The following is a 16,903-nucleotide window of genomic DNA, read 5'->3' as shown; positions in this document are numbered from 1 at the left end:
GGTTAAGGTTGCAGCTCTGCAAAAGGCGACTTCAGGCGGCCTCAGGCCGCCTTGCCGGTCCCTGTGTACTGGCCATGCACGCGGTACTGCACGAGATAGGTCGGGAGGATTGCGGCCATGGTCACCGGCTCGATGCCGAGGCCTTCCAGCGTGCGCCCCTCGGCCTTGGCAGCGGCCGACACGACATTGTCCTTCTTCAGAAGTTTGACCTGGTCGCTGGTGAGCGGCGGCGTGATCAGCGGCACGGCAGAGGCAATGCTGCCGATCAGAGACGCGATGCCGAAGGGCAGCGTGACAAGCGCACGCTTGCGGCCGACGATTTCCAGCATCATCTCGAGACACTGCTTGAAGGTCGCGACATCACGGCCCCCGAGTTCGTAGATCTTGCCACGGGCGATCGAGCCGTCGACGGAGCGCGCCACGACCTCGGCGACGTCACCGACATAAACAGGCTGGAACTTGGTCTTTCCACCGCCGACAAGCGGCAGCGCCGGCGCCAGGCGAGCCATGGCGGCAAACTTGTTGAAGAAGCCGTCCTCCGGGCCGAAGACGATCGACGGACGCAGGATCGTGGCGTCGGGCAGGATCGACTGGACCGCGGCTTCGGCACGACCCTTGGTCGCGGCATAGACGGAGTCGGACTTGGCATCGGCACCGATCGCCGAAACGTGGGTCAGCGTCGCGCCGACCGAACGGGCGGCTTCAGCAACCGCGCGTGCGCCGAATTCCTGCACGGCGTCGAAGCCGTTGCGACCGCTTTCGAACAGGATGCCGACGCAGTTGATGACATGGTCGGCGCCCTGGACCGCGGCATCGACCGATGAGCGGTAACGCAGGTTGGCCTGGACGAAGGAGATCTGGCCGACATTGCCGAGCGGCTGCAGGAAACCTGCGAGATCAGGACGGCGAACGGCAACACGGATACGGTAGCCGCGCTTGGCGAGTGCCCTGACGACATGCCGTCCGACGAAGCCCGAGCCCCCGAAAACGGTGACGAGCGGCGGAAGGTTGGACAAGGTCATGGACGGCTCCCCTGAACTATATATAGGCGCACACGATATGCGCGATCTGGCTGGCCTCTCTTAACCGAATCGCCCGGCGGGGGAAAGGGCCGTCAAGGCCGCATCCGCCGGACATTGAGACACAGGGGCAGGGCGGGCTCAGATGCCCTCGACAACCACGATTTCCCCGTCCGCCACTTCCTGGCGGATCTTGGCGGCGATCTGGTACTCCGGCGAGTTGTAGCAATCGACGGCGGCCTGATAGGTGGGGAACTCGATCACCACGTTGCGCGCCCGCCCATCGCCCTCAACCAGGGTATAGGCACCACCTCTTGCGAGGAATTTGGCGCCATATGTCTCGAAGGCCGGCTTCGCGGCGGCGACATAATCCTTGTAGTGCTCCGCATCGCGGATATCGACGCGTGCGATCCAGTATCCCTTGGCCATGGTCTCTCCTCCCATATCGGCTGTGCTTAATGCTGCTTGAGCAGCGCCTCGTCCATCTCGGCGAGGATCGCAAGCGCTGCCGCCTTCGGATCCTCTGCCTTGACGATCGGTCGAGCGACGACGAGGTGGCTCGATCCGGCGGCAATCGCGTCAGACGGCGTCATGACGCGCTTCTGGTCGCCCTTGTCGGCGCCTGTCGGGCGGATGCCGGGGGTGACGATCGCAAGTTTCGGTCCGACGATTCCACGCACGGCCGACGCCTCTTCTGCCGAGCAGACGATCCCGCCCATGCCGGCGATGCGGGCCTGTTCGGCGCGTTTCAGCACGAGCGTATGCGGATCGTATTCGTAGCCGGCATCCGTCAGATCCTGTTCGTCCATGGAGGTCAGCACCGTCACGCCGAGCAGGCAAAGACCGGATCCCTCGGCCGCCTTGACGGCTGCCGCCATGGCCTTCGGATAGGCATGCAGGGTCAGCATGGTCATGCCCATGCGCGCGATGTTCTCGACCGCAGACGCCACCGTGTTGTCGATGTCCAGCAGCTTCATGTCGAGGAAGACCTGCTTGCCTTCTTTCGCGAGATCGCGGGCAAATTCCAATCCGCCGGCAAAGGCGAGCTGATACCCGATCTTGTAGAATGAGATGCTGTCGCCGAGTGTCGAGACGACGCGCTCCGCTTCCTGGACAGTCGGAACATCCAGTCCGACGATGAGACGATGACGTGCGCTCAAGACAAAGACTCCTGCCAGATCTCCATGCCCCGTCCACTCGCATGCCGCGCGTCAAATCGCAAGCATGACAAGGGCAGGGGGATCGACGATCCCCCGTTCTCCGCAAAACTGGCCGATCAGGCCTTGCGATAGATCCAGAGCTGGGCGGGCGGGATATTGCGCACGACGAAGTCGAAATGCTGAATGTGATAGCGATCGGGCTTGGCGATAACAGGCGACACCGGGCCGTAGGTGATCTGCACCACGGGGCGGCCTTCGGGGATGCGGGACAGCAGGTCTTCGAGCAGTTGGATACGGGCTTCCATCGGGAAGCTCAGCATCGGCACGGCGCAGATGACGCAATCGAAGGTCTGGTCTGAGAAACGACCCAGGGTGTTTTCGAGGTCGAAGGCGTCGCCGTGGATGAAGTTGACGCCGGCGTAGTCCTCGACCAGGCGGCGGTAGAAATCCTCGGAATACTCGACCGAAACGATCTTCTCGGGCGGCACGCCGCGCGCCAGGATCTGCTTGGTGATCACGCCCGTGCCGGGGCCGAGCTCGAGTACCGGGAGGCCCGACTTCACATCGATGACACTCGCCATGCGCTTTGCTGTCACCGAAGACGTCGGCACGATCGCGCCGACTGTCTTGGGACCCTGCATCATGCCCTTGAAGAAACGGATTTCCTCGTCGAATTTTTTCTCGAACCGTTCCTTCAATCGGATAGCCATGGTCGTCCCTCTTATTGTTGCTGCTCGATTGTTCGAGCGCATTGCGACAATTTTGGGTCGTTTTGTCGCAATTGCAAGAGAGAATGACGCTAGCGAGCCATCGACCCGCCAGAGACGGGGCGCGTTACACGCGCATCGGCATCAGGACATACAGCGCGTCGGCGCCGGCCGTATCACGAATGAGCGTCGGAGAGCCGGCATCTGCGAGCAGGAAGATCGCGTCGTCGCCGGAAAGCTGGGCGGTAATGTCGAGGAGATATTTGGCGTTGAAGCCGATCTCCATCGCGTCGCTTTCATAGCCGACGGCGACTTCTTCCGTCGCACTTCCCGAATCCGGGTTGTTGACCGTCAGCATCAGCTGACCATCGGCCAGCGCCAGCTTCACGGCGCGGCCACGCTCGGACGAGATCGTCGAGACGCGGTCGACGGCACGCGCGAAGGTCTGGCAATCGACGCGCATTTCCTTGTCGTTCGCCTGCGGGATAACGCGCTGATAGTCCGGGAAGGTGCCGTCGATCAGCTTGGACGTGAGAACGACGGAGCCGATGGACAGGCGGATCTTGGAATCGGAGATCTCGATGCCGATGATCAGCTCCGGATTGTCGATCAGCTTCTGCAGCTCCCCGACCGTCTTGCGCGGAATGATGATGCCGGGCATGCCTTCCGAACCCGAGGGTGCGTCGACATCGGCGCGCGCCAGGCGATGGCCGTCGGTTGCAACGGCGCGCAGCTTCAAAGCTCCGCCCGCCTCGATCGTGTGCAGGAAGATGCCGTTCAGGTAGTAACGGGTCTCTTCCGTCGAGATCGCAAACTGGGTGCGATCGATCAACATCTTGAAATCGGATGCCTTCATCTTGAAGGAATGGGTGAAGGTGCCAGCGGTGAGATCCGGGAAGTCCGACTGCGGCAGGCACTGCAGCGAAAACTTCGAGCGGCCGGACGCCACCGTCATCGTGCCGCCATCCGGATTGGTGGCGAGCAGAACCTCGGAACCGTCGGGCAGCTTGCGCACGATTTCATAAAGCAAATGTGCCGGGACCGTCGTGGCGCCGGCTTGCTCGACCATGGCAGGTGTGCCCTCAGTAATCTCAAGGTCGAGGTCCGTCGCCTTCATATCGAGCTCGGCGCCCTCGGCCTTCAGCAGCACATTCGACAGGATCGGGATCGTGTTGCGACGCTCAACCACGCGGTGCACGTGATTGAGGGACTTGAGGAGATTGGACCGTTCAAGAGTTATACGCATGGGATGCTACCGCTTTCGACGTGTCGTCTTCCGGAGTTCCGGATCGGAAAATAGGGGCCGGGCAGTCCCCGGGCCGGACGATGTGGACGGGCAAAATGGCAGCAAATTTGCGGGAAAAGCAAGAGGCTCCAAGGTTTTCCACGCCAGTCCCCAGCAGAGCTTGCCGGAATGGTTTATGGGCCGGGCACCCTTGCCGCGAGCATGGGGGTGGAGGATAAAGGCGCCATGACAACAGAAGACAAAAATCAGCCGGTTGCAGCCACCTCGAAGCGCTATCGCCTCAACGACACGCCGGTCGCGGCGCGACCGCTGGAGCCTGCGCTTTATCTGGTCGCGACCCCGATCGGCAATCTCGGCGACATCACCATCCGCGCGCTCGAAACGCTGGCCGGTGCAGACGTGCTCGCCTGCGAGGATACACGGGTCACCCAAGTCCTTCTCGACCGCTACGGCATCGAGAACCGCCCTTACGCCTATCACGAATACAATGCCGACGAGGCAGGCGCCCGGCTGCTGGCCGCCCTCGAAGCCGGCAAGTCGGTGGCGCTTGTCTCCGATGCCGGCACGCCGCTCGTCTCCGACCCCGGTTATCGCCTCGGCCAGTTGGCGATCGAGGCGGGCCACCGCGTCGTGCCGATCCCCGGCGCCTCCGCACCGCTCGCGGCCCTTGTCGGTTCCGGCTTGCCGAACGACGCTTTCCTGTTTGCCGGTTTCCTGCCGACCAAGGACAAGGCCAAGCGCGACCGACTTCGCGAACTCGCCAAGGTGCCGGCAACCCTGATCTTCTTCGAGTCCCCGCACCGGATCGGGGATACGCTTGTCGCGGCAGCCGACGAACTGGGCATCGATCGGCCGGCCTCAGTCTGCCGCGAATTGACCAAGACTTTCGAGGAGTTCCGTAGAGGTCCGCTCGGAGAGCTCGCCAGCGACTATGCCGAAAAGACGGTCAAGGGCGAGATCGTGCTCGTCATCGGCCCGCCCGCCCCAGATGCAGCGCCCGACGCCGCTGATGTCGATAGCCTGCTCGCCGAGCTGTCGAACACCATGCCGACGGCCAAGGCCGCAACGGAAGCCGCAAAGCTGACCGGCCTGCCGCGCAAGGAGCTTTACCAGCGGCTGCTGGAACTCAAGGGGGCCGCATGACGCCCAGAGGCGCGGATCGAAAACGCATCCGCGCCGAGAGGCTGGGCCGCTGGTCGGAATACCGGGCCGCCCTCGCGCTCCTCCTCAAGGGCTACCGGATCGTGGCGCTCCGCTACAAGACGAAAGCCGGCGAAGTGGACATCATCGCCCGTCGCGGCGATCTGGTGATTTTTGTCGAAGTGAAAGCTCGAAAAGACCTGCGCGCCGGCGTCGATGCGGTTGGCCACGAGGCCGAGCGCCGCATCGCCAATGCCGCAGATCATTGGCTTCGCAGGCAATCCGATGCAACACGCCTGTCACTTCGCCATGATATCATCGTCGTGCAGCCGTGGCGCTGGCCTGTCCATTTCGAGGGCGCATTTTAGCTTCGTTTGAGTTTCGATCACGATTTTTCGAAACCCATTCATTGTGACAGGTCTGTCATAAAAGATTCAAGTCGCTGTCATGGATCGGCCCTATTGGAGCCCTCACCGCAACAACCGGTGGAGAGGATCTAACCCATGATCAAGAAGATTTCCCTGGCCGCTCTGGCCCTGACCATGACCGCATCGACGACGCTTGCCGCGACCAACATCACCTGGTGGCACGGCATGGGCGGCCGCAACGGCGAAGTTCTGAACGAACTGGCCGTCAAGTTCAATGCAGCCCAGACCGCCTGTGTTCTGACGCCTGTGTCCAAGGGCACCTATGAAGAAGCTCTGGCTTCTGGCATTGCTGCATTCCGTTCGGGCCAGCACCCGAACATCTTGCAGGTCTTCGATGCCGGTGCTGCCACCATCATCAATGCCAAGGGTGCAACCGTCGCCGCTGAAGACATCATCCGCGAAGCCGGCCACACCTTCAACGCCGAAGACTACATCCAGGGCGTTCGCTACTTCTACGCCGATGCAGACGGCAAGTTTGTCGGCATGCCGCTCTCGTCTTCGGCGCCGATCATGTACTATAACGTCGAAGCCCTTGAAAAGGCTGGCGTCGAAGCCCCGAAGACCTGGGAAGAGTTTGAAGCCATCGCTCCGAAGCTCAAGGAAGCCGGCTACATTCCGCTCGTCCAGTCGCACCTGCCCTGGCAGATGGTCGAGAACTTCCATTCGCGCAACAACCTGCAGTTCGCGACCAACAACAACGGTTACGACAGCGTCGTCGACACCAAGATCCTGGTCAACACCGAAGAGCAGCGGATGATGTTCTCCAAGCTCAAGGAATGGCAGGATGCCGGCATGTTCGCCTTCTACGGCGCAGGCTGGAACGACAACCAGAAGCCCTTCGAAGAAGGCAAGGTTGCTCTGTGGGTCGGTTCTTCCGGTTCCTTCGGCGGCCTCCTGAAGACCGCCACCATGCCGTTTGCTGCTACCCTGATGCCCAACTGGAGCGGCATCGCGGGTTCCGGCACGAATTCCTTCATCGGCGGCGCGGCTCTGTTCGCCATGGCAGGCAAGTCGGCTGAAGAGAACAAGTGCACCGGCGACTTCTTCAACTTCATCGCCTCGCCGGAAATCCAGTACTACTACCACAAGGAAACCGGCTACGTGCCGCTGACGACTGCTGCCTATGAACTGGCCAAGAAGGACGGTCACTACGACCGCACCCCTCAGGCAGAAGTCGGCCTGCAGCAGCTGATGCTGCCGGGTGGTGAGTGGTCGAAGGGCTATCGCATGGGCTTCTACCCGCAGATCCGCGACGTGATGAACCGCGAATTCGTCAAGATCTTCTCGGGTGAAGTCACCGTAGAAGACGCCTTCAAGACGATCGAAGCCGAAGCCAACGAGATCCTCGCCCGCTTCGCCAAGACCGCTGGCTGATAGAACCGTCCTGTCCAATGTCGTTCCCGGGGACCATCGGTCCCCGGGCTTTCCATTAAGGGGCCCCTGATGAAGCGCGTCCAGTTCAATTCGCGATTTCTGCCTTACCTGTTTCTTTTGCCGCAGTTGGCGATCATCGCGATCTTCTTTTACTGGCCGTCTGTGCAGGCGATCCAGTCCTCCTTCTACATCGAAGATCCCTTCGGCTTCGGATCGACCTTTGTCGGCTTGAGCAATTATGGCGACATCTTCTCGGCGTCCCAATACGGACGCATCGCGCGCTTCACGGTCGCTTTCAGCGTCATCGTCACTTTTCTCGTCCTGTCTCTCGGCCTGCTGCTCGCCTTGAAGGCCGATGCGGTCATCAGAGGGCAGTCGACCTACAAGACCCTGTTGATCATCGTTTACGCCATTGCCCCACCTGTAGCAGGCCTGATTGGCCTGATGTTCTTCGACCAGCACATCGGCCCGTTTGTTACCTTTGTCTCGTGGTTCGGCTGGGACATGAAGATTGGTATCAACTATTTCGACACGGCCTTTGCCATGGTGCTGATCGCCGTGTGGAACCAGATCCCCTACAACTTCATCTTCTTCCTCTCCGGGCTTCAGGGCATCCCGAATTCGATCCGGGAGGCGGCAACGATGGACTGCAAGTCCGGCACCCGCCGCTTCTGGACCGTGACGCTCCCGCTCTTGGCGCCGACCGCCTTCTTCCTGCTCATCATCAACATGACTTATTCGCTCTTCGACACCTTCGGCGTCGTCGACGTCATCGTCAAAGACAGTGCCGCCAACAATCCGATCACGCTGGTCTACAAGGTCTATCTCGACGGCTTCCGCGGCAACGACCTCGGTTCGTCCTCGGCCCAGTCAGTCATTCTGATGCTGATCGTGCTGGTCCTGACCATGATCCAGTTCCGCTTCATCGAACGTCGCGTCCATTACGGTTGAGGAGAGCGCCATGTACCGCACCAAATTCTTCGACCACCTGATCTTGATCGCGGGCGTGATCTTCATGCTCGGGCCGCTGGTGGTCGCCTTCACCACATCAACGCATTCCGCGGCCGAGATCCACTCGAACGGCCTGATGCTCTCCGTCGGTGATCATTTCACCGAGACCTATGAAAAGGTCCTGTTTGAGAGTGGTGGTTTCACCGGCCAGGTCACCGGCCTGACCATGGCGATGAACTCGCTGATCCTGGGGCTGGGCTTCGCCATCGGCAAGATCATACTCTCGATGCTGGCCGCCTATGCCATCGTCTATTTCCGCTTTCGCTTTGCAACGCTCGCCTTCTGGCTGATCTTCACCACGCTGCTCCTGCCGCTCGAAGTGCGTATCCTGCCGACCTACAAGGTGATGAGCGATCTCAACCTCCTGAACAGCTACCAGGGCCTGATCCTGCCGCTCCTGGCATCCGCAACGGGGACCTTCTTTTTCCGCCAGTTCTTCAAGTCCGTGCCCGACGAACTCCTGGAGGCTGCGCGCATCGACGGCGCGGGTCCGTTCAAGTTCTTCATCGACGTGCTCTTACCGTTGTCGCGCACCATGATCGCGGCGGTCTTCATCATCATGTTTGTCTACGGCTGGAACCAGTATCTCTGGCCAATGCTGATGACGACGGAAGAGGGCTTCTACACCCTGATGCGCGGCATCAAGCAGATCCTCCAGGTGTGGATCGGCTCGCAGATCCCCGACTACAACGAAGCCTTTGCCATGGCCGTGCTTGCCATGCTGCCGCCCGTGATCGTGGTGGTGGTGTTCCAGAGCTGGTTCATCAGGGGCCTCACCGAAACCGACAAGTAAAGGGAGTGCCGATCATGGCGTCCATCGACATCAACGAAGTCTGCAAGATCTACGACAAGGGCGGTGCCAAGGCTGTCGATACCGTCGACATCCAGATCGAGGATGGCGAGTTCATCGTGCTCGTCGGCCCCTCGGGCTGCGGCAAGTCGACGCTGCTGCGCATGGTGGCAGGGCTTGAGGAAATCTCGCAAGGCACGATCTCGATCGGCGACCGCGTGGTCAACGAAGTCGAGCCGGCAGACCGTGACATCGCAATGGTCTTCCAGAACTATGCGCTCTATCCGCATATGACCGTCTACGACAATCTGGCCTACGGCCTGAAGAACCGCGGCACGCCGAAAACGGAAATCGCCGCCCGCGTCGCAGAAGCCGCCAAGATGCTGGAGATCGAGAAATATCTCGACCGCAAGCCGAGGGCGCTCTCTGGTGGCCAGCGCCAGCGCGTCGCCATGGGCCGCGCCATCGTCCGCAAGCCGGCTGTCTTCCTCTTCGACGAGCCGCTGTCGAACCTCGACGCCAAGCTGCGCGTCACCATGCGCGGCGAAATCCGCAAGCTGCAGAAGCGGCTGAAGACCACCGCGATCTACGTCACCCACGACCAGCTGGAAGCCATGACGCTCGCTGATCGCCTGGTGGTCCTGAACGGCGGTCGCATCGAGCAGATCGGCACGCCGCTTGAGGTCTACAATCGCCCGGCCTCCACCTTTGTCGCAAGCTTCATCGGCTCGCCGGCCATGAACCTCGTCGATGCCCGCATCGAAGGCGGACAGCTTCACTTCGCGGATGTCGCGCTCCCGGTGGACGGCGCCTGGTCGGAAGGCCCGGTCCGTCTTGGGATGCGCGCCGAGGATCTCGTTCTGACCCATGAGAACGATGCTCAGTTTTCGCTGACAATCGACTATGTCGAGGAACTCGGCGCCCAGCGTCTGGTCCACGGTCTGGTCGCAGGTCAGCCGATGACTGCGGTCATCGCCTCGCATGTCGAGTTGAGCGAGCGGCTTCCGCTGCGCATTTCCCCGTCCAAGCTGCATGTGTTCTCCGTCGATACGGGGCGCCGGCTGGACGCAGGTATGCCGCCTTCGGATGCGCAGCCGGTCGCGCAGGAGGCCGAGCGGGTCTTCGCCTGAGCGCTTCACCATCGCTTCAGCAAAATTCAAGGTCGGCGGCGTTGCCTTCGCGCGGCGCGCCGCCTAAATCTGCTGGGCAATCGCAGGGGATAGCTCATGGCCAATATCAGAAACGTCGCCGTCCAGATGGACCACGTATCCACGATCAACATCGGGGGCGATAGCACCTTCGCCATGAGCATCGAGGCCCAGAACCGCGGCTACAAGCTCTTCCATTACACGCCGGACCGGCTCTCGATGCGTGACGGCAAGGTCTTTGCAACCGTCGAGCCCATGGAACTGCGCGACGTCAAGGGCGACCACTACACCCTCGGCGCGCCTGAGCGTGTCGACCTCTCCACCATGGATGTCATCCTGCTGCGGCAGGATCCGCCCTTCGACATGGCCTATATCACCTCGACCCATCTGCTCGAGCGCATCCATCCGAAGACGCTCGTCGTCAACGACCCGGCCTGGGTGCGCAATTCGCCGGAAAAGATCTTCGTCACCGAATTCGCCGACCTGATGCCGCCCACGCTGATCACCAAGGATCCGGCCGAGATTGCCCGGTTCCGTGAGGAGCAGGGCGACATCATCCTGAAGCCGCTCTACGGCAATGGTGGCGCCGGCGTCTTCCACTCGACCCGCGACGATCGCAACTTTTCCTCGCTGATGGAAATGTTCGGCCAGATGTTCCGCGAACCCTTTATCGCGCAAGGCTACCTGCCGGCGGTGCGCAAGGGCGACAAGCGCATCATCCTTGTTGATGGCGAGCCCGTCGGCGCAATCAATCGCGTTCCTGCCGAACATGATGCCCGCTCCAACATGCATGCGGGCGGCAGACCGGAACCGACCGAACTGACCGCGCGCGAGCGGGAAATCTGCGCCCGCATCGGCCCCGCTCTGCGTGAGCGTGGCTTCCTGCTTGTCGGCATCGATGTCATCGGCGACTACATGACCGAGATCAACGTGACGTCACCGACTGGCATCCGCGAGGTGAAGAAATTCGGTGGCGCCGATATCGCAGCACTCCTCTGGGATGCCATCGAGCGCAAGCGGGCCTAACCGACTGAATCCTCTTTGGAAGTTCGAGGCTTGTGCCAGTTGTTCAACTGGATGCAACCTGAAACCTATCTGAAGATGCAGGTGTTCCGCAAATGTTCTTGCGCACTCCCTCGTCTTATGCGAGATTGTTCTCGTCGCCACACGCAATATGAAGTTGCAGCGGTGACTTCAGGTCGATCGACGAGGGCGGGCAATGGTAGCGCGTGTCAGTACGGTTGCATTCCAGGGCATCGAGGGTGTGCCCGTCGAAGTTCAGGTCATGGTCGCGCCCGGCAAGACGGGCATGCAGATCGTCGGTCTGCCGGACAAGGCGGTGGCCGAAAGCCGCGAACGGGTCCAGGCGGCCTTGCATGCGTCGGGACTGGCGCTTCCTGCCAAGCGGGTGACGGTCAATCTCGCGCCAGCCGATTTGCCGAAAGAGGGGGTGCTAAGGCCACATAAAATTTCTAATATGGAGGCGAATGGCATACGGCGTAGGGCCAGTCGCGCAATGTCATCTCCATACAAAATAATCAGGGGCATTCAGAGTCACTGACGCAAGCCTCCAGTGAAGGTGTGCGCTCCGCCTGCAAACTCTGCAGGTGTCGAGGAAGAAGTCTAATGTCGGCATGGTTCCGTAGACCTTGGGGCTGCTCGTCATTGCAGCGAAGTTCCCCTTCGCCATCCGCCCCGCAGGCTAGCTCAAGAGACGTGCCCTCAGATGGGCTTGAAGCTGGTGAGTGCCACGTCTGCGCAATCTCTGATCCCGCTCACATCCTATCCCGCCCAACTCCCAAAAACTGAAGATCCTTCTGTGGCATCCGCCTCTTTTGGATGGGATTAATAGTACATCCCCGCGCGGCGCTTAGAAAAATATTGCAACATAGCGTATAATTGTGCTCCCATAGCTGGGACACGCTGATTCGTGTTCGTCTAGGAGTGGGATTTTGACGAGAGTAATTGAGGGGATAAGGATTTATGTTCGATCAAGTCAAATAGTGTAGATTTTTAGCTGCGTAAGGATTCGTTTTATTATTTGAAGGACTGAATCTTTGTTAGATATTTGTTTTCGGAGTTTGCGGATTGAATCCTTGGCTTGGGTCATGGATTCGAGTTTCTGGTAAAGGATTCAGAGGTAGACGTGAGCGAGACATACATTTTTCAGATTCAGGGTCATCCGACCCGTTACCACCTAACGCCCCTTCTTCTGCTCTACGGATCAGAATTCTGTGCGAATTTTGCGAGGGTGTGGCGCACGGTGTATGGGTCATCGGCTTATTCCCCCGCCACGAGCTACGCCTACTTCAAGAGAATGGTAAGATTTTTCTTAGTCGTGGGAGAAAAAGGGGTAATGAACCCGTCAAGTCCGGAGGGAAGAATACACAGTTGCTACAGTCTATTCCGTGGAAAACTTCCAGAAACCGAGGATATTGAGCAGTGTCTGGCAAATACGTTTGATGCTTTATGCGATCGGAACGACTTTTCTTTCGGGAGTGTAACCAGTACAAGTTCGATAAACTCGGAAATAGATACTATAAAATCTGTTTTGGGGGCGTTCTCGAGGGTGGGTTTCGCCCCAAAGTTTACTTTCAGTGCCGGGCTTCCTGAAAACAAGGAAGCGCGGACGCCGACACTGGCCACTCTCGCGCGAGAAGCGGGGTTGTTCTCCACGACCCGGCTTGGGCGCCTCGAAGCGGCGGAAGCGTTTGTCAGGCACAATGCCGATCTATTGATGGAGCTTCGAAGGTGCCTCTGCGAGGAGTTTCAGATTGAACGTGAGCGCTTCATTCGGGGCAAACGACTCAAAGAGGATCCCCATCTTCCGGATGAGGAGGCGATTGTATCCCTGTTAGCAGAGTACAATCAGAGCAAAGGAAAGATCAGGCAGTGGTTCCGAAATCGACTTGGCATCAACGATGATCAATACGAAGGCCTCGTGTTTAAGCTGGTGTCTGCAATCCTTCATCGCGGGCTGAAAAAGGTCAAGACACGCAAGTTGGCGACGCTGATGAAAAGCGTAGGAGATCCAGTCTGGATCCAGGGACATATCCAAGCTACCAGCGTAGCACTGAACGCCGCCTTCCATATTCTGATCATAGATTCGGCGTTCAACAGTCAACCATGCAAAGATCTAAAGATTAATGCTATTTCTGGAAGGGAGAGGCGGGGCCGCTTCGAGCTTGTCACAGCGACGAGCACAAAAAACAGAAAAAATGGCCCGCTGAACAGCAAGCTGAATGAAGTCGATGCTCCGCTATTGGATGAAGGAGGCTGGCTGCCGAAGAAAGTTGGCGAGCAAATCTCGGCAAAACGAGTTTTCGAGCAATGGCTCGAGATGACCAGCATGTTGCGCTCAAGCCCACAGATCAGGAAGGCGGATAGCGATCGGCTATGGATCTATCAGCGACCCTCAGAACCTAGGGTCAGGTCACGCCTCAATTCGATAGACTCTGAATGGTGGCCCGCCTTCCTACGGCGTCACAAGAACAACCCCCTTATCGGGGGATTACGGATAACAAGGATGGTTATCCGGCGGACGGCACTGAACCGAAGCGCCGAAATGGATGATTTTGCGTTGGTGATGAATCAGGAGCTGGGGAACCACTCCGACGGAATCATGCCGTTCTTCTATCTCGACAGGAACGGAGCCAAGGCAGTCTTGGAGGAGATGATCCGTAAATTCGTAGATCAATGGGAGGCGATTGCACTGCATGGTATTCCTCATGCCGCGAGAGTGCTCGGAGTCCTTGAGCAGGAGCTTTATAGGCGAAAGCTGCTTGGATTAGAAGCCGGCCTTGAGTTCGCCCAGATTGATCGAAACTCGCAGCGCTCGTCTCCGCCTGAAGGGAGGGAAATTGAGGAGTTGCCGCTCATGGACAAGAACACGAGGGCGCTACGTATCTCCGACAAATCTATGTCAGACCTTTATCTGGCGAAGCTGGGATTAGAACGACGTGCAGAATGCATGTTGTCGACAAACCCCTCCCGCTTCTTACGAGTTTGGCTTCCTTGGATGGCTATTGTTGAGGGTTACATTCTGAAGCTTCAGGAGAGCAGATTCTGGAGCGCGTTTGAGCGGATATGCAGAGAGATCGACGCGAAGCTTTCAGAAGGTAAGACGACAGTACCATGTCTTTGGTGATTTGATGTCCAGGCTAGCTATCCCTCATCATAACGGCGTTCATGCTGGTCAACGGCACTATGACGCAATCTCAGTTCTTCCAATTCGGCGCTGGCTTAAGAGCGGCTCGTTACTGGAACATAAGTGGATTCTCGAAACAGACGATCCGCAAACGAAACGTTTCACAGAAGTAGAGATCGACTTCGATGTCCCCTTAGTCGGCTGGCCTAACCAGATGCGTCTTACCGATCCGGCGCTTGAGCACGATCTCATTACAGCCAAGAAACTTTTGTTCTATGTGCAAGAGCCGAAACCGCTCGGGTGGGCTCATGTGGCTGCCTCGGCAGCACGCGAATTCCAACATTTGGTGCAGTTCATCCGTTGGCGGCTCTCCCGCGGCATAATGTGCAACGCTGATCTTACCAAGGAATGGCATGCGGAATACATAGACTCGTTGAAAGAAGGAGGCAGTGAAGGCCTCTTGCAGATGGAGCCTCAGGCCAGCCGCCTAGTTGAGGCTTTCCGGCAGAACGAACTCCAAGTGCTTGTCAATGACGAAGGCCGGGTTGATGGTCCCTATATCGCTCGCTTGATGGGGGTTCCACATGGCAATTCGATAACCCCGCAGGCCCGCAGCGTCCTCGACGCGTACTTTAACGAAGTTGGGTTGCTACGTACACGCCGCGGGCGGAGTGGCCTCCAATCATCGGCGGCTGAGGGGAGCGAAGATCCTAATGAGAATACGGTTTATAAGAAGGTAGCCGTCTGGCATCACCTTTGGCGTTTCCGGGGAAAGCTGGATCACGATCCAATAGGATGCAAAATATATCACAATAAAAAGGAACTTTCTGCAGCAATAAAGGGGTGGACGAAGCGAAGCGAAGTTACTGATGATCCGCCCGCGTATCAAACTAGTTGGCTCATAAACGCAGCGCTCACTCTGGTATTGGATGAGTGCGTTTCGGACATCATCGAAATTGCCAATGCAGGATTGTCTGATCGTGGAGTCCCAAATGCGCTTATCTTAGCGAATAGCGTCGGCAGGAGGCTTAAGGATCTTGGTTTTGCGGACGTAATACTAGCGTTTATGGCGCCGCGCCGCAGCCGGGAAGATGACAGCGTTGATCTTAGAAGGCTGACTTACGAGATCCTGCCAGCCGCATGTGCGATCATTATAACCGCCTTCTCTGCGCGACGAGCCCAAGAAGGAATGTCTCTGAAGTCTGACTGTGTCGAGGCTGATGAGAACGGAGATCTGTGGCTCAATACTTTGATCGAAAAGGGCGGAGGTCAGGTAGACAGGGTTCCGATCCCGCACTCGGTCAAGGCTGCAGTGGACGTACTAAGGAAGCTGAAGGCAATTCGCCCATCGCCGCCAGGACATTTTCTCTTCGATTTTCGATGTGGTTTTTCTGATCGCTGTTGCAGTTTTAATCTCGCTACCGGGCTAAAGAGCTTCAGCGTGTGGGCCCGCGTCCCAGAGGTGGACGGCGAAGGTTTGTGGCCGTTCGCCCCACACCAACTTCGCAAATTCTTCGGCGTCACATATTTTTGGAGATACTCGTTCCCGTCGCTCATCGCTTTGAGCCTCCAATACCGTCACTTCAATCCAGAGACGACAATGGGTTACATTACAACCAAGGCTAAAGACATGCTGCGGATCTGGGATGAAAGTAATGCGGAAAAAGCACGAAAGAGCCCAGCGACCAAGATGGCGAAAGATCGCCTTGATACCATCGAAAGCAGTCGTCTGGCATTCACGAGAGACGTTTACAGCAGGGTGGCATCTGGAGAGACGATAACTGGCCCTTTGGGGAAGCTTATCACTGCGCAGGTCGATGAGATAAAGAATCGGTTCAATTCTTCAATACAGCTTTCGCAGGCTGAGAGTGGGTCGGCTGGTTTCGAGGCGGCCCTCGACGCCCTCGCTGCCTCCGCAAGGTTGAAGGCTCACCCAGAGGGTCACGGTCTGTGCGGCTTGGAGGGCAACTTGCGGGATGTCCACAACGCGAATTGCCTTTTGTTGAAGCAGCGGCTCACGGGAACTGCACCTCAGGCGGCGACCGGACCCGCCTTCGATTTTGCGGATGACCTTGGCTGCTTGCAGTGTTCGCAGCAAGCGCGCCTCCCGGAGTTCCAGAACTATTGGAGCGCTGCTCTGGGTGACTTGGACGCGGCGATGGAGTTTGCTAGCCCGGACCAGCAGGAACTATTGCGCGAACGCCGCCGAATCATACTCGCTCACGCGGGGAAGTATGATGTCTGAAGCTCCGCCAATAGCTCGAGCGAAAAGTCTACCGCGTGACGAGAAGCGGCCTTTCATTGAGAAGACCTTAGCAGCCAAAATCGCTCGTATGGAAGAGATCATCGCAACGTGGAAGCGCCTCGGACAGAAGACAGACGATTTCTGGCCCAAGACTAGGGCAGAACTCCGCAATTGGCATGATCCCGCTCGGGATATCTTCAAATTTTCAGACCCTTGGATAACTTCCCCTAAAAAGGACGACCCTCTACAAGCAGCCTTGGTAGATCTGATGAAGAGGTTTGATGGGACTAAGAATGAACTAAGTAATTTCAAGGAGGTCGGGGACCCATCGCTCTTAAAAATTGCAAACAAAGATCTTAAAAAACTGAATTCAGAGCTTATGGCTCAAATATCAAGAATGCAAATAGTTGCAACAGAATACAGAAAAGAAATAAAAAGGAGGATTCCAGACAGTAAATACCTAAGAAAAGAGTGGGATATATTCTAGT

At 58.2% G+C, this 16,903-nt stretch carries 15 protein-coding genes and 1 pseudogene; 11 read left to right on the top strand and 5 right to left on the bottom strand.

Features of this window, described 5'->3' with window-relative positions; genetic code table 11:
- Positions 1-41: 41 nt before the first annotated feature.
- The 5 genes from SJY08_RS17020 to dnaN form a co-directional block, all read right to left on the bottom strand.
- Complete coding sequence (locus SJY08_RS17020) at positions 42-1,022, bottom strand: complex I NDUFA9 subunit family protein (protein WP_054151233.1); 981 nt, start codon at positions 1,020-1,022, stop codon at positions 42-44.
- A 138-nt stretch (positions 1,023-1,160) separates the two neighbouring features.
- The gene (locus SJY08_RS17015; RefSeq protein WP_377277097.1) at positions 1,161-1,448 is read right to left on the bottom strand and encodes a DUF1330 domain-containing protein; all 288 of its coding nucleotides are present in this window, start codon (positions 1,446-1,448) and stop codon (positions 1,161-1,163) included.
- A 26-nt stretch (positions 1,449-1,474) separates the two neighbouring features.
- Entirely contained in the window at positions 1,475-2,179 is a 705-nt protein-coding gene (pyrF, locus tag SJY08_RS17010) for an orotidine-5'-phosphate decarboxylase (RefSeq protein WP_069042488.1), read from the bottom strand.
- A 116-nt stretch (positions 2,180-2,295) separates the two neighbouring features.
- Positions 2,296-2,889 (bottom strand): phospholipid N-methyltransferase PmtA, encoded by a 594-nt coding sequence (pmtA, locus tag SJY08_RS17005; protein WP_377277094.1) that lies wholly within the window; start codon positions 2,887-2,889, stop codon positions 2,296-2,298.
- 124 nt (positions 2,890-3,013) lie between these two features.
- The gene (gene dnaN, locus SJY08_RS17000; protein ID WP_054151229.1) at positions 3,014-4,132 is read right to left on the bottom strand and encodes a DNA polymerase III subunit beta; all 1,119 of its coding nucleotides are present in this window, start codon (positions 4,130-4,132) and stop codon (positions 3,014-3,016) included.
- 225 nt (positions 4,133-4,357) lie between these two features.
- Here dnaN and rsmI point away from each other — a divergent pair, with 225 nt between their 5' ends.
- The 11 genes and pseudogenes from rsmI to SJY08_RS16945 all read left to right on the top strand — a co-directional run bounded on the left by rsmI (position 4,358) and on the right by SJY08_RS16945 (position 16,902).
- A complete protein-coding gene (gene rsmI / locus SJY08_RS16995) occupies positions 4,358-5,275 on the top strand; it encodes a 16S rRNA (cytidine(1402)-2'-O)-methyltransferase (protein WP_377277092.1) in 918 nt (305 codons plus the stop codon).
- On the top strand, positions 5,272-5,640 hold the full coding sequence (locus SJY08_RS16990) for a YraN family protein (protein ID WP_300889844.1): 369 nt from the start codon (positions 5,272-5,274) through the stop codon (positions 5,638-5,640). Before rsmI ends, SJY08_RS16990 begins: the two co-directional genes overlap by 4 nt.
- Positions 5,641-5,775: 135 nt before the next feature.
- Entirely contained in the window at positions 5,776-7,074 is a 1,299-nt protein-coding gene (locus tag SJY08_RS16985) for an extracellular solute-binding protein (protein WP_054151227.1), read from the top strand.
- A gap of 69 nt (positions 7,075-7,143) precedes the next feature.
- Positions 7,144-8,025, top strand: a complete 882-nt coding sequence (locus tag SJY08_RS16980) for an ABC transporter permease subunit (protein WP_054151226.1) — start codon at positions 7,144-7,146, stop codon at positions 8,023-8,025.
- A 10-nt stretch (positions 8,026-8,035) separates the two neighbouring features.
- Positions 8,036-8,878: a sn-glycerol-3-phosphate ABC transporter permease UgpE gene (gene ugpE, locus SJY08_RS16975; protein ID WP_377277089.1), complete on the top strand. Its 843-nt coding sequence runs from the start codon at positions 8,036-8,038 to the stop codon at positions 8,876-8,878.
- A 14-nt stretch (positions 8,879-8,892) separates the two neighbouring features.
- Entirely contained in the window at positions 8,893-10,005 is a 1,113-nt protein-coding gene (locus SJY08_RS16970; protein WP_377277087.1) for a sn-glycerol-3-phosphate import ATP-binding protein UgpC, read from the top strand.
- Positions 10,006-10,101: 96 nt separating this feature from the next.
- Positions 10,102-11,049, top strand: a complete 948-nt coding sequence (gene gshB / locus SJY08_RS16965) for a glutathione synthase (protein ID WP_377277085.1) — start codon at positions 10,102-10,104, stop codon at positions 11,047-11,049.
- 193 nt (positions 11,050-11,242) lie between these two features.
- Positions 11,243-11,473: pseudogene (locus SJY08_RS16960) on the top strand (magnesium chelatase domain-containing protein); the annotation flags it as partial.
- A 651-nt stretch (positions 11,474-12,124) separates the two neighbouring features.
- Positions 12,125-14,170, top strand: a complete 2,046-nt coding sequence (locus SJY08_RS16955; RefSeq protein ID WP_377277083.1) for a hypothetical protein — start codon at positions 12,125-12,127, stop codon at positions 14,168-14,170.
- Between the two features lie 4 nt (positions 14,171-14,174).
- The gene (locus SJY08_RS16950) at positions 14,175-16,415 is read left to right on the top strand and encodes a hypothetical protein (RefSeq protein WP_377277081.1); all 2,241 of its coding nucleotides are present in this window, start codon (positions 14,175-14,177) and stop codon (positions 16,413-16,415) included.
- An 88-nt stretch (positions 16,416-16,503) separates the two neighbouring features.
- On the top strand, positions 16,504-16,902 hold the full coding sequence (locus SJY08_RS16945) for a hypothetical protein (protein WP_377277079.1): 399 nt from the start codon (positions 16,504-16,506) through the stop codon (positions 16,900-16,902).
- Position 16,903: the final 1 nt, after the last annotated feature.

The sequence above is a fragment of the Rhizobium sp. R86522 genome (assembly GCF_042466255.1).
Taxonomy (GTDB): domain Bacteria; phylum Pseudomonadota; class Alphaproteobacteria; order Rhizobiales; family Rhizobiaceae; genus Allorhizobium.
The sequence above is the reverse complement of the archived record's forward strand: the minus strand, read 5'-3'. Positions and strand labels throughout refer to the sequence as shown.

What these genes read in the sequence shown, in the direction of transcription:
- SJY08_RS17020 (WP_054151233.1), bottom strand. Translation starts at nt 1,022, where the DNA reads ATGACCTTGTCCAACCTTCCGCCGCTCGTCACCGTTTTCGGGGGCTCG.
- SJY08_RS17015 (WP_377277097.1), bottom strand. Translation starts at nt 1,448, where the DNA reads ATGGCCAAGGGATACTGGATCGCACGCGTCGATATCCGCGATGCGGAG.
- pmtA (WP_377277094.1), bottom strand. Translation starts at nt 2,889, where the DNA reads ATGGCTATCCGATTGAAGGAACGGTTCGAGAAAAAATTCGACGAGGAA.
- dnaN (WP_054151229.1), bottom strand. Translation starts at nt 4,132, where the DNA reads ATGCGTATAACTCTTGAACGGTCCAATCTCCTCAAGTCCCTCAATCAC.
- rsmI (WP_377277092.1), top strand. Translation starts at nt 4,358, where the DNA reads ATGACAACAGAAGACAAAAATCAGCCGGTTGCAGCCACCTCGAAGCGC.
- SJY08_RS16990 (WP_300889844.1), top strand. Translation starts at nt 5,272, where the DNA reads ATGACGCCCAGAGGCGCGGATCGAAAACGCATCCGCGCCGAGAGGCTG.
- SJY08_RS16985 (WP_054151227.1), top strand. Translation starts at nt 5,776, where the DNA reads ATGATCAAGAAGATTTCCCTGGCCGCTCTGGCCCTGACCATGACCGCA.
- SJY08_RS16980 (WP_054151226.1), top strand. Translation starts at nt 7,144, where the DNA reads ATGAAGCGCGTCCAGTTCAATTCGCGATTTCTGCCTTACCTGTTTCTT.
- ugpE (WP_377277089.1), top strand. Translation starts at nt 8,036, where the DNA reads ATGTACCGCACCAAATTCTTCGACCACCTGATCTTGATCGCGGGCGTG.
- SJY08_RS16970 (WP_377277087.1), top strand. Translation starts at nt 8,893, where the DNA reads ATGGCGTCCATCGACATCAACGAAGTCTGCAAGATCTACGACAAGGGC.
- gshB (WP_377277085.1), top strand. Translation starts at nt 10,102, where the DNA reads ATGGCCAATATCAGAAACGTCGCCGTCCAGATGGACCACGTATCCACG.
- SJY08_RS16950 (WP_377277081.1), top strand. Translation starts at nt 14,175, where the DNA reads ATGTCCAGGCTAGCTATCCCTCATCATAACGGCGTTCATGCTGGTCAA.
- SJY08_RS16945 (WP_377277079.1), top strand. Translation starts at nt 16,504, where the DNA reads ATGGAAGAGATCATCGCAACGTGGAAGCGCCTCGGACAGAAGACAGAC.